The organism is Mesorhizobium sp. ESP-6-2, assembly GCF_020164675.1.
In the GTDB taxonomy this organism is placed as follows: domain Bacteria; phylum Pseudomonadota; class Alphaproteobacteria; order Rhizobiales; family Rhizobiaceae; genus Mesorhizobium.
Genome location: NZ_JAIUGT010000010.1, coordinates 244,705 through 257,390, shown reverse-complemented (window position 1 = coordinate 257,390; position 12,686 = coordinate 244,705). Strand labels below are relative to the sequence as shown.

Below are 12,686 nucleotides of genomic sequence, written 5' to 3'. Positions count from 1 at the left end.
CTTTCCTGCGGTCGGTCTTTGCCAAGAGCAGCCGCCCGCTGCCCCTGGTGCATCACCTCCATAGTGGTGCCGGCCACGTTGGCGGACCACTCGCTGCCGCACCGCCCGCCGCCGGCCCCGTCGCATCGCATCAGGTGATGCTATGAACCCCCTGTTGACTTTGCCGTTTCAACGCAGTGCCTCGGCGAGCATCGCCTCCGACCACACTGCCGCTCGTCGGCGCGCGCGCGATCCTCACACCGACATTGGGTCCGGGACGGCCGCGACGGCCGCCTATCTTGGCGACTCTGTTGCCCTCGATGAATCGCACCGTTTCTTGCGACATCAGCCGGGCGATGAAGCACAGCCCACAATGACGGTGACCGGCCTGCTTGAGGAACAGGACATCCTGCTCGGCATGCACGCCAAGGGAAAGCGGTCAGCCCTAGCCAGAATCACGGCTCGACTCGGGGAAAGAGCGGGCATGAGCCAAAGTGCCGTTCTTGCGGCCCTGCTTCGCCGCGAGCGCCTCGGCTCGACGGCGATCGGGCGCGGAGTCGCGATCCCTCACGCACAACTTGACGGGATATTTACGCCGGCGGCGATGGTCGCGACGCTACAACGGCCTGTCTGGTTCGACGCGCCCGATAGCTATCCGGTCGATCTGCTGCTGGCCGTCTTGTGGCCGAAATCCGATGGCGCGGGCTTCTTGCCCGCTTTGACTCATTTTTGTCGTCTTCTGCGCCATCCCGAGCTCCGCGACCGCATTCGTGCTTCAGGAACGCCCGCTGAGGCTCTCGCTTGGATGGCATCTTTCGAGGCAGAGTCGCTGAGCCAGCCAACGGCAATCCTTTGAAGGCTGGGTTAACGGGCTCCATGGGCCTCCGGCGGGAGGCACGCGCATCCACGATTGCCTGATCGCGAGCTTGTCACCGCCTCCCCAGAGCCCGGACAGTCCCCGGCGCTGCGAGCCTTGACACCGTTTCGCGGGATATTCGAAGCAAGGGTCGTCGTGTTGGTGGAGGTGAGGCCGGTTTGGCCGAGTTGTGGAATCTGTTCGTCTCGCCCGCAGCGATGCGATCGAGGATGAGTGTCGTGGACTGGCAGCTGCTGAAGGAAAGGCACGAGCAGGCGTGAGGTGGTGGTCAACCCGCTCAAAGCCCATCGCCGCACCGTTTTCCGACTTGTTCCCCGCAGTCCCCGTGCTATCTTCCCCACGTGGTCCTTTCGAACGGGGCCGAGCGCACGCAAGGCCATCGATGGAACTCGATCCCCTGCTCCTTTCCCGGCTTCAGTTCGTATGGGTCATCGCCTGGCACATCCTGCTGCCAGCCTTCACAGTTGGCCTCGCGTCCTATATCGCCCTCCTGGAAGGCCTGCATTTCTTCACCGGACAGGAGATCTACTTCCGTATTTCGGGCTTTTGGATCAAGATTTTTTCCGTCGCCTTCGGCATGGGCGTAGTCTCAGGCATCGTCATGCCCTTCCAGCTCGGCACCAACTGGAGCCGTTATTCCGATGCCACGGCAAATGTCTTATCGCCCCTTTTCGCCTATGAAGGGCTGACCGCCTTCTTCCTCGAGGCTGCGTTTCTCGGAGTGTTGTTATTCGGCCGGAATCTGGTTCCGCGCTGGGCGCACTTCGTGGCGGCGCTGATGGTGGCTTTCGGCACGCTGCTGTCATCTTTTTGGATACTGTCCGCCAACAGCTGGATGCAGACGCCGGCTGGTTACGAACTGTCCGACGGCCGCTTCTATCCGAAGGACTGGTTTGCGATCGTCTTCAATCCCTCCTTCCCTTACCGCCTCGGCCACACGGTGATCGGCTTCTATGTCACCACGGCCTTCGTCGTCGTGGGCGTGGCCGCCTGGCTGGTCCGGCGCCGCCGCTCGGTGGCCGAGGGATCGCGCATGCTGTCGATGACACTCTGGCTGCTGACGATCCTAGTTCCGCTGCAGATCCTGCTCGGCGACGAGCACGGGCTGAACACACTTGAGCATCAACCGGCGAAACTGGCGGCAATCGAGGCGCATTGGGATACTGGACGGCGCGTGCCGCTGGTGCTGTTCGCTCTACCCGATGCAGGAAATGAAACGAACCATTATACGATCGAGGTGCCCCTGCTTGGCAGTCTCATCCTTGCTCACGATCTCAATGGCGAGATCCGAGGCCTGAAGGAATGGCCGCGCGACCAGAGGCCACCGGTGGCCATTCCGTTCTTTGCCTTCCGCATAATGGTCGGGATCGGCCTCCTGATGCTTGCGATGGTGGCGGCTAGCTGGTGGCTGCGCTGGAAAGGCAGGCTCTTCGATACCGCTTGGTACCTGCAGGCCTGTCAATGGGTCGCTCCGCTTGGCTTCGTGGCGGTGCTGGCAGGCTGGACCACGACCGAGGTCGGGCGTCAGCCTTGGACGGTTTACGGGCTTCTCAGAACTGCTGATTCCGTTTCCCCGTCATTGACGGGCAGTGACGTATTGATCTCGCTTGTCGGCTACATGATCGCCTATCTCGTGATCTTCCCGGCCGGGCTGATCATCATGGCGCGCTTCGTGCGCAAGGGCCTGGAAGGGGCCAACCGCGAGCCGGAAGAGATCGAAAGCGGTCGCCCGGGCGGCCCCGTGCGCGCCCTGCCCGGCCAAGCGCAGCGAGATGGAAAGGCTGGCTGAGCCATGGCGCCACTGGTTCTCGACTTCGTGCCACTATGGACGCTGATCCTCGGGATCGGCGTATGCTTCTACGTGATCCTGGATGGCTTCGACCTTGGCGTCGGCATCCTCTTCGGCTTCCAGCCGGACACGGCATCTCGCAATTTGGTCATGAACTCGATCGCGCCGATCTGGGACGGCAACGAAACCTGGCTAGTGCTGGGCGGGCTCGCGCTCCTGGCCGCCTTTCCGCTGGCCTTCGCCATTATCATTCCGGCCGTCTATTTCCCGATCCTTGTCATGCTCCTGGCGCTGATCTTCCGCGGCGTCTCCTTCGAATTCCGCTATCGCGATGCCGACCACAAGACTTTTTGGGACCATGGCTTCAGCTGGGGCTCGACCGTCGCTACCTTTGCCCAAGGCATGGTTCTGGGGGCCTTCATCCAGGGCTTTCAGGTCGACGGCCGGCATTTCGCCGGATCGTCGTGGGATTTTATCACACCCTTCTCCGTCGTGACGGGTGTCGCACTGGTGTTCGGCTACGGGCTGCTGGGCGCCGGATGGCTGGTGCTGAAAACGGAAGGTGAGTTACAGGCGCGGGCGCGCCGTCACGGCCGCTGGTGCTTCCTCGGCGTTTTCGCCGCCATCGTGGTCGTCAGCGTTTGGACCCCTCTGATGAATACCGGGATCGCCTCTCGCTGGTTTTCCTGGCCCAATATTCTGTTGCTCGCGCCCGTTCCAGTTCTAACGGCCCTGCTCGGCTGGCTCGAATGGCGCTCGCTCAACAACAACTCTGAAGTGGTTCCGTTCGCCGCCGCCATGGGCCTCTTCCTGATCTCCTATCTCGGCATCGCAATAAGCCTGTGGCCGATGATCGTGCCGCATGTCTACACGTTGTGGGATGCCGCATCGGCTCCGAGCACACAGGCATTCCTCGCAGTGGGCACGCTGTTTCTTCTGCCAGTTATCCTCATGTACACCGGCTGGTCCTACTGGGTGTTCCGCGGCAAGGTGAAGGCGGACATCGGCTATCATTGATGCGGTGAAGATCACCTTTTGTGGCCGTCTATCCTCGGTCTCGTTGCCTCCTGGACGAAGATGACGCCTAGACATAGCCGAGGATGGATTTGACCTCGAGATACTCCAAAATGCCCTCGAGACCGTACTCGCGTCCGTTTCCAGATTGCTTGAAGCCTCCGAACGGCGCATGGGGATCCCAGGCCGGATAGTTGAGATGCACCTGACCGGCGCGGATCCGTGACGCGACGTCTTTGGCACGGTCCATATCTCTGCCCTGCACATGCGCCCCGAGGCCATAGACGGTGTCGTTGGCGATGGCGACAGCCTCGTCCACGGTGTCGTAGGGGATGATGCAGAGAACTGGCCCGAAAATCTCCTCCTGGGCGATGCGCATGTCAGTGCGCACCTCGGAAAAAATCGTCGGTTTGACGTAGAGCCCGACGGTCATGCCGCCCGGACGTCCCTCTCCGCCGGCGAGAAGCTTCGCGCCTTCCGAAATGCCGACGCCAATCATGGCCTGGATCCGGTCGAACTGGGCACGGTTGGCGATTGCACCATGGGTTGTGGTCCCCAAGAGAGGATCGCCGACGACAATTTCATCTGCGGCGCGCTCGGCGATTAACTCGATCTCGGCAAGCCGCGTCCGCGGCACAATCATGCGCGTCGGCGCGCTGCACGACTGCCCGAGATTGCGGAAGCCGGCGGCTACGCCCAAAGAGACGCCGCGATCGAGATCGGCGTCCGGCAGGATCACGTTCGGCGACTTGCCGCCGAGCTCCTGCGCGACGCGCTTCACCGTCGGCGCCGCTGCCTGGGCCACTGCAATACCAGCGCGCGTGGACCCGGTGATGGAGACCATGTCCACATCTGGATGGGAGGCAAGTGCCATACCTACGCCTGGGCCGTCCCCATTCACCAGGTTGAAGACACCGGCAGGGAAGCCAGCTTCCTCGATAGCCTCGGCAAACAGAAGGGCACTCAAGGGAGAAAGCTCGCTTGGCTTCAAGACGATCGTGCAGCCTGCGGCGAGCGCCGGCGCTACCTTGGCGGTGATCTGGTAGAGCGGCCAGTTCCACGGTGTGATCAGCGCGCAGACACCGACCGGTTCTCGGGTGACGGCGGTGTGGCCGCGCTGCTCGACGAAGGTGAAGGCTGTCAGGACATCGCGTGCGGCCTTCACATGAGCGATTGCCAGCGGAACCTGCGCGGTCCGCGCATACACGATCGCCGCGCCCATTTCGAGGGTGAGGCATTGCGCAATGAGTTCGCTGCGCGCTTCGAGCAGTGCCTGCAGACGATCGAGCAACCCTGCGCGATATTCCGGCTTGGTCCGGTTCCAGGTGGAAAATGCCCGTCGGGCTGCGGAAACGGCCGCGTCCACGTCCTCCCCGTTTCCGAGCGCGAACCTGGTCACGACCTTTTCCGTGGCCGGATTGATCACGTCGCCCGTAGCGCTGCCCTTCGGCTCACGCCATTCGCCGCCAATAAAGAACCTATCCACGCGGCCGTTACGAGACAGGTGATCGAGGGGTGCGGTCATGTCACAAGTTCCTTTGGAATAATAAGCACCGAGGATCGGCAGGAGCGACGGATTCCGAACATCCCAAGATGACTGGCTAGATCCTTCCAAGCGTCGACGCATGCGCGGCTGCCCGCTGGAGCCATGGAGTAGTAGATACCGTCGCGCTTCCCGCGCCCGGCAGGAGGTCGCGAGTCATGTAGACCAGCCCACCCCAGCAGCAGTCGGAGGTCAGTTTCATTCTTCTGCCAGCAGTGCATCAGTTTGCATGGGAGCCTTGCAATGCTTTGAGATTGAAGGCCCTACCAGCCGCGGAGCCGCTCCCACCGCGCCTCGATTTTAGGGCTCGTTCCATCGACGACGTTGTAGAAGTCATGCTGGGCGGCCATCGCGCAGGCGTGGTTGGGCAGGATCCGGATACGTGTACCAACCGGGAGATCCGGTATGCTCTTGCTGGAACCGCTACGCATCGCGAGGATGCCGTGCTCCTGGCTGGCTTGTGCCACCACGACATCATCGAGCACGCGCCCACTTTCGTCGCAGACCACGCCGTAGCCCTGGTCGACACGCTGGTTCGCTCTTCCGCGGTCGCGCGAGAGGGCCATCCACCCCGCATCGACCAGCACCCAGCCCTTTTCCGGTTTGGCGCCTATCACAGTGGCCAAAATGGAGATCGCGATATCGTCGATGGTACAGACCCCCACCCCGTGCTGAACGAGGTCGAAGAACATGTAGACCCCGGCGCGCAACTCGGTGACGCCTTCCAGATTTTCAGCAAAGTGCGCGGTAGGCGTCGAGCCGAGGCTGACGATCGGGCAGACATGTCCTTGAGCGCGCAGGATTTCCGCTGCGCGCACCGTGACCGAACGCTCGTTCTCGGCTGCCTTCACCAAAGCATCGCGCGTGCTCAAACCGTAGGACTCGCCCGCATGGGCCAGGACGCCGACGACGTGGGCGCCGGCCGCGACCACCCGATCGGCGACCTCGATAAGCTTGGGATCGTCCGGCTTCAGTCCACCGCGATGGTCGTCGCAATCGAGTTCGATGAATACGGATGGAGCAACGCCTGTGGCCTTGCGCACATCGGCCAGCGCATCGGCCTGTTCAATGGTATCAAGCAGCAGCTTCAGGTCGACGCCGGTGCGACGGCAGAGCTCAGCGGCACGCAGAGCCGAGGCCGGCGACAGGCCGACCGCATAGGTCATGTCGCGATAGCCGTGGCTGGCGAAGTATTCCGCCTCGGCGATGGTCGAGACCGTGATCGGGCCGGGTTCAGTGGGGAAAACCTGCCTGGCGACGTCAATGCTTTTGGCCGTCTTCATGTGGGGGCGCAATTCAACGCCAAGCTTCCTGGCGCGGTCGGCAAGGCGGTTTATGTTGCGCACGAGCTTCCCGCGATCAAGCAGCAGCGACGGTGTGACAAGGCCATCGATCTGTTGGACCGGTTCGAGCGATTTCGCGTTCATTTCCAATGTTCTCGACGTTCCTGATCACTAGCCGAAGGACTGGTTCGCCAAGGCGAACATGCAGGCCGCACCGTCGGGCATTGGTCGCCGCCCCTTGACCATGGCGGTGGCTCCGCCGGCCCTAACAAGGCCAAGGCCTTCCAGCCAGTCGCCTAAGCCATGCTCGGCATAGACGTCGATGCGCACAAACTGGCCATTGAGCCTCGAAAGCTGATCTAGGATCAGGCGTTGTGCGTCCTTGGCGGTTTCGGCGGCCACTGGGCCGACAACGTAGCCGCGCCCGAACCTCCTGGCGATAGCGTAACCAGTGATCCGTCCACGGCGGTCAATCACCACCACGTCGCCCGCGTCGGCAAGCGCAACCACCATTGCCCCACGGGGCATTCCGGTGGCCCGTTCGTCGAAGGCGCGGAGTGCCGGCAGGTCTGATGCCGTCGCCGGCCTGACGTCGGGGGAAGTGTTCGCGGAGACGGGGACGTTTAGTTGGCCCTGGTGCTGAAGCACGGTACCCCACACGGTGAAGCCGCGTCGCCTGTATAGCGAAAGCCCCTCTTCGGTCGAATTTAGCAGCACATTGCGACCTTCCGTCGCCTCAAGCAACGCGTTGAAGAGCCGCGAGCCATTGCCGCCACCTTGCGCGGAGCGGGTGACGATGATCATCCCGGCTGAAGCATAGGCCCGCCCGTAGTTCCACCACATGGCCGTACCGATCACCTCGCCTGCACGCTCAAGGACAAGGCCCTCGCCCACCTTGGCGGCAAACTCCCAGTCCTCGCTGCGGTAAGGCCAGCCCATTTCCTGCGACAGCTTCAGTGCGCCCGGCACATGGCTGTTCGCGAACGGGGTCAGCTCGCTTGGATCGCCGACGATGTCACTATTAATCCCAACAGCCATGCGCAAGACGCCTTCGATTTACCCAGAGACCAAACCTCAAGGTGACGTCCGGCGCGCAGATTTCGCCGCTGTTTTGCCCGTTCAGATCAGCGAGATTATTCGTTTTGGACCATTTCTCGGCATACCAAACTGCGCAAAGCGGCGAAGTATATCCGGTGCCTCGTACCGCCTCGCTTTCATCGTTCGGCGGTCCGTATTGCGCCTGCGCCGGACCCGATCCAAGCGCTCACAAGCGCACAGTCGCAACACGCCCCAACGATGAACCGCTTATTCCTAAGGAGGTATTCGGGATGATCTACATCAACGAGGAGGAAACAGCCGCCCTGGTCACCCATGAACTGGCTTTCGACGCCGTGCGGAGGGCGCTTGTTGCTGCCGCTTCGAAACAGAGCCTGGTCTTCCCCGCAGTTCTCGGACGTACCCCGGAGGGGACCAATACCTTCTCAATCAAATCCGGTTCGTCGAACGACCTTACCGGCGCAAAAATTGGCTCCTTCTGGTCGCGCAATCCGGCACGTGGCCTTCCCCGTCACAACTCCACTATCGTGCTGCTCGATCAGGAGACAGGACGCCTCAGCGCGGTGGTCGAGGCGGGTAAGGTCAATGCCTATAGGACCGCCGCCGCCGACGCGGTTGCGGCGGACCTTCTCGCGCGGAGGCAAGCTAAGGTCCTAGCGATCTTCGGCGCAGGCAATCAGGCGGGTTTCGAGGTGACAGCCCTTGCTCGCATCCGCCCCATCGAGACCGTGTTGGTCGTGGCCACTCCCTCGCCACGCCGCGACGCGTTCGTAGACCGGATCGGGGATCACGGGCTGACTGCACGCGCCGGACCGGCCGAAGAAGCCGTGCGTGCAGCTGACATTGTCGTGACGGCGACACCCTCACGCGAACCTCTGTTCGATGCCGCCTGGGTGAAACCCGGAACCCATGTCGTCAGCATGGGCTCGGACGCGCCCGGCAAGCGCGAATTGCCGGGCGAACTGCTGGCGAGGGCAAGCCTGTTCTGCGACCTGCCCTCGCAGTCCCTCCAGATTGGCGAGTTCCAGCACGTCCGTGACGACATCGGCGCCGGCGTGCTTAGCGTAACATCTATCGGCGACGTCATTGAAGAGCGTGCACCCGGACGTCGCTTCCAAGACGAAATCACGGTCTTTGACAGTTCTGGTATCTCACTGCAGGACCTCTACATGGCCGGCGCTCTGATCCGCGCTAAGCTGCGCCGGTGATCTCGCCTGGGGCTTTGACCGACGTCGACCACATACCTTTTCAGCCAAACGAAATATTGCGTTCTGCGTCCAGCATCGAGCAAGATCGTCAGCTTTGCCAGACAGTTCAGTCGGGCCTATCCATATGAGCCCGTAGTGGCTTCCGTCGGGATCGAAGCCGGCCGGTGCGATGAGCCGTTCTCTCTCTATGTCGTCGGTTGCAAGGACCATGGGGCTGAGGGCGACGCCCAACCCCGCCGCTGCGGCTTCAATAATTAGGAAGTGGTGGTCGTAGAACCGGATTTCCCTGGGGCGCGGCGCCGAGGAGTGGATAGAGAGCCAATGCGACCAAGCGTCTGGCCGGGTCTTTGAACCCAGGGCGACATATTCTCCTGATGCAAACGCGGGCATCAGCTGAGGGCTCATGACTGGCCCCACCTTCTCGGGAAAGAGCCGCCGGACATGCCGGGCGACCGGTTGGCATTCAGTAGAATCCTGTGAAGAATCGGGTCAGCGCGACGCCCACAACGAAAACAGCGAGCGCGACAAATACGAACGCATCGAACCCGTTTCCGCCGTTACCAACTTGGTTGACATCGCACTCCACATGCTTTCGGGTAAGCATATAGGAGTTTGACCTGCGGCGCGATGCTGGGTCGGCGATGACGGTACCTGGTCAAAATTTCAAACTGAGACACTACCCATGCGTCGGCAGGCCTGACAGTGCGGGACTTGGCGATTCCGCTCAACCGTCTGCGGACACCTTGGCTTTGCTGGGTGCGCATCGGGACTTTCGGCCGGCCTTCAGATGGCGGCAATATCCAGCTTTGAGCCGTCTATCAGACGCGACAGGCGGAACGGTGTAGGATCGACGCAAGGCGTGCTGTTTACGACAAGCTCTGCGGCCAGATAGCCAAGCCCGGGGCCCAAACCGAAGCCGTGGCCCGAGCAGCCCGCCGCGAGGACGAGGCCTTTCACCGAGTCCACCTGCGACACCACAGGCACCGCGTCCGGCGTGCAATCGACGAAACCGCCCCAGGCGCTATCGATCTCTATTTCGCCGAGTTGCGGGAAGGTTTTTCGCACACTCTCGACCACTTGGCTCACCAGCCACTTCAAGGGCGGTGGATCCAGCACGCGATTCCTTTCAAAGATCCGATCGTCTTTGGTCAGGAGCGCCGGCATCGAATCCGGCCCCGAAAGGAACGATCTGCCGATGCCGAGCCTGACGTTCTTCAGTCGGCGCAAGAACTGCGGCATGAATTCCCGTCCATACCGGATAGCCTGTGGCGTGATTTCGAGGTTCGCCTTGCCGCTGATCGCAAGCGTATAGCTACCGTCAAGTCGGCGCGTAATCGTGCAGTAGGGTGTGGAGACTGCCTCGCCTATGTTGATTGTCGGGGTGGAACGCAACGCGGTCTGTCGGATGCTCGCTTGGGGAAAAGTGATTCCGAGCGGTCTCAGGAAGCGCGAGGACCAGGCGCCGGCGGCGCACAGCACCGCGCTGGTTCTGATGTAGCCTTTCTCCGTGTGCACGCCCGCAATCTTGCCAGTGGCCAAGTCGAACGCCCGCGCGGCGCATCCCTGGTGGATCGTGGCGCCCAGAGCTCTGGCCCCATCGGCGATAGCCGGCGCCGCGAGCGCAGGTTCGGCCTTGCCGTCCCGTTCCGAATAGGTCCCGCCGACCCATTTGCCGCGCGCTTCGGGGACGCGCTCGGCCACCTCCGCCCGGCTCAGCACGCGGGTGTCGACCTCGTACTCCCTGGCGGCCTCGCGCCACCTTTCCCAGCCGGCGAGCACAGCCTCGTCTTGGGTGGCATAGACAAGACCGCAGCGTCGAAATCCGAGGTCCCGATTGATATCGCGCGTGAGCTCGTCCCACAATCTCATGGAGATCACTGAGAGCGGCAGTTCGCGCCGGTCGCGGTTCTGCTGGCGGCACCAACCCCAATTTCGGCTCGATTGTTCACAGGCGATGTGGCCCTTCTCGAGCAGCGCCACGGAGAGGCCACGCTTCGCCAGGAAATAGGCGGCCGTAGAGCCGAGGATGCCGCCGCCGACGATGACGACGTCGGCGGCGGCCGGAAGACGCTCATCGCTGTGAATGCGTTCGACTCGGGGCGACATGTTCTAACCAGCCTCGGCTGCCAAGAATGCGGAAGCAAAGTTCCGATCAGCCTTTCATCCCATCGTTCGCTCGACAGAATGTGCCGAAATCATCTGGGATTTCGTGACATGATCGGGTTTTTGACCGCTTGATTGATCCGATCTGCTCAAGCCCGGGCGAGTCCCTGTTAGGCAGAAGCCGCCGCAATCTGCTAGCAAGTGTGTTGGGTCGCGCTTGAGGGCCTTGAAGTGGTTCGTGTTTTCAATTCCGGTCGTGATGCCGCGAACTGAATGCGGCCAGCCCAGACCCAGCGCCCGAAAGAACGCTACGACTTCGTCAACTGACAGCTCGGTATACACAGCCATGGCGAAAAAGCGGTTCTGGATTGCCGAAGCGGCTGTTCAGCGGGCCGCAGCCTGCAGTGCTTCGGCGATAAAGGTCTTTACGGTCTGCACATCGGCGGGAAGCAGTTTGAACCGCCTGGCCAATTGCTCGATGCCATCGAACCGGTCCGGACGATCGGGCTCCCGGCCCAAAGCCTCCCGGATAGTCGTGGCAAATTTGGCCGGCAGAGCTGTCTCGAGCACGATCATTGGCACGCCCGCCACGGAATGTCGGCTCGCGACCTTCACCCCATCTGCCGTATGCGGATCGATCAGCGTATTGAAACGCTGCCAAACATCACGGATCGTCTCCAACCGGTCGGCATGGCTGCTTTTCCCGCTGCGGAAACCGAAACGATCCTCCGCCTGCGCAAAGGCGGAGCCCCCGCTTAAATCGAACGAGCCGCATTTCCGCAATTGATCGTCAAACAGCGATTTCGTCCGGCCGGCATCGCGACCGAGCAGGTCGAACACGAAACGCTCGAGGTTCGACGCTTTCGAGATATCCATCGAAGGGCTTGAGGTTTCATAGGTGTCCGCAGGGCCTCGCAACCGATAAACGCCGGTGCGGAAGAATTCATCGAGCACATCGTTCTCATTGGTCGCAACCACGAGACGGGATATGGGAAGACCCATCATGCGTGCGACATGCCCGGCGCAGACGTTCCCGAAATTGCCCGAGGGAACGGCGAAGTCGACCTGTGAGGAATTCTCTTCGGTCACCTGAAAATAGGCGGAGAAGTAATAGACCACTTGAGCCACCAGCCGGGCCCAGTTGATCGAATTGACGGCGCCGATCCGGTGGCGCCTCTTGAAGCCGGCATCGCCAGACACCGCTTTTACGATGTCCTGGCAATCGTCGAACACTCCTTCGATGGCGATGTTGTAGATGTTTTCGTCAAGCAGGCTGAACATCTGGGCCTGCTGGAAGGCGCTCATGCGTCCGTGCGGCGACATCATGAAGACACGGATGCCCGTCTTGCCGCGCATGGCATATTCCGCCGCGCTTCCCGTGTCGCCGCTGGTCGCCCCGAGGATGTTCAATTCCTCGCCCCGACGGGCTAGTTCATATTCAAGCAGGTTGCCAAGCAACTGCATGGCCATGTCCTTGAACGCCAGGGTTGGGCCGTTCGACAGTGCCGCGACGTGAAGGCCCCATCCCGAGCGCGCGCACGGGTGTGATCCGATCGCTCCTGAAAAGCTCGGGCGTATAGGTCTTCGCGCAGATGGCCTTCAGATCCCCAGGTGGAATATCGTCGATGTAGAGCGACAGGATTTCGAAGGCGAGCTCGGAATACGACAAGCCCCGCCACCGATCCAGCATGGCATTGTCCACAATCGGGTAAGTCTCGGGCACATAGAGCCCGCCATCGGGCGCCAGACCTTCCAGCAGGATGTCGCGGAACGACCTGCGTTCGGGATGGCCGCGCGTTGAGATGTAGTGCATGTGATGCTTTTCCTCATGCCC

At 61.8% G+C, this 12,686-nt stretch carries 10 protein-coding genes and 1 pseudogene; 4 read left to right on the top strand and 7 right to left on the bottom strand.

Features of this window, described 5'->3' with window-relative positions; all coding sequences use genetic code 11:
- Positions 1-142: 142 nt before the first annotated feature.
- The 3 genes from LB532_RS24525 to cydB all read left to right on the top strand — a co-directional run bounded on the left by LB532_RS24525 (position 143) and on the right by cydB (position 3,662).
- Positions 143-835, top strand: coding sequence for a PTS sugar transporter subunit IIA (locus LB532_RS24525; protein ID WP_140640956.1), 693 nt, complete (start codon positions 143-145; stop codon positions 833-835).
- 190 nt (positions 836-1,025) lie between these two features.
- Entirely contained in the window at positions 1,026-2,645 is a 1,620-nt protein-coding gene (locus tag LB532_RS24520) for a cytochrome ubiquinol oxidase subunit I (RefSeq protein ID WP_224557308.1), read from the top strand.
- A gap of 3 nt (positions 2,646-2,648) precedes the next feature.
- Complete coding sequence (gene cydB, locus LB532_RS24515) at positions 2,649-3,662, top strand: cytochrome d ubiquinol oxidase subunit II (protein ID WP_140640954.1); 1,014 nt, start codon at positions 2,649-2,651, stop codon at positions 3,660-3,662.
- Between the two features lie 67 nt (positions 3,663-3,729).
- Here the strand turns inward: cydB and LB532_RS24510 are convergent, their stop codons facing one another.
- The 3 genes from LB532_RS24510 to LB532_RS24500 form a co-directional block, all read right to left on the bottom strand.
- Positions 3,730-5,184, bottom strand: coding sequence for an aldehyde dehydrogenase family protein (locus LB532_RS24510; RefSeq protein ID WP_140640952.1), 1,455 nt, complete (start codon positions 5,182-5,184; stop codon positions 3,730-3,732).
- A gap of 281 nt (positions 5,185-5,465) precedes the next feature.
- A complete protein-coding gene (locus LB532_RS24505) occupies positions 5,466-6,629 on the bottom strand; it encodes an alanine racemase (RefSeq protein WP_140640950.1) in 1,164 nt (387 codons plus the stop codon).
- 27 nt (positions 6,630-6,656) lie between these two features.
- On the bottom strand, positions 6,657-7,523 hold the full coding sequence (locus LB532_RS24500; protein ID WP_140640948.1) for a GNAT family N-acetyltransferase: 867 nt from the start codon (positions 7,521-7,523) through the stop codon (positions 6,657-6,659).
- A gap of 290 nt (positions 7,524-7,813) precedes the next feature.
- Between LB532_RS24500 and LB532_RS24495 the strand changes: the two genes are divergently transcribed.
- Positions 7,814-8,749: an ornithine cyclodeaminase family protein gene (locus LB532_RS24495; protein WP_140640946.1), complete on the top strand. Its 936-nt coding sequence runs from the start codon at positions 7,814-7,816 to the stop codon at positions 8,747-8,749.
- Here the strand turns inward: LB532_RS24495 and LB532_RS24490 are convergent.
- The 4 genes and pseudogenes from LB532_RS24490 to LB532_RS24475 form a co-directional block, all read right to left on the bottom strand.
- Positions 8,693-9,181 (bottom strand): annotated as a pseudogene (locus LB532_RS24490) (LysR substrate-binding domain-containing protein); the annotation flags it as partial. The gene LB532_RS24495 and the pseudogene LB532_RS24490 sit on opposite strands and share 57 nt — an antisense overlap.
- 351 nt (positions 9,182-9,532) lie before the next feature.
- Positions 9,533-10,855, bottom strand: a complete 1,323-nt coding sequence (locus tag LB532_RS24485) for an NAD(P)/FAD-dependent oxidoreductase (RefSeq protein ID WP_140640944.1) — start codon at positions 10,853-10,855, stop codon at positions 9,533-9,535.
- A gap of 381 nt (positions 10,856-11,236) precedes the next feature.
- Positions 11,237-12,316 (bottom strand): threonine synthase, encoded by a 1,080-nt coding sequence (gene thrC / locus LB532_RS24480; RefSeq protein ID WP_246674448.1) that lies wholly within the window; start codon positions 12,314-12,316, stop codon positions 11,237-11,239.
- Positions 12,291-12,665, bottom strand: a complete 375-nt coding sequence (locus LB532_RS24475; RefSeq protein ID WP_224557306.1) for a hypothetical protein — start codon at positions 12,663-12,665, stop codon at positions 12,291-12,293. Before LB532_RS24475 ends, thrC begins: the two co-directional genes overlap by 26 nt.
- Positions 12,666-12,686: the final 21 nt, after the last annotated feature.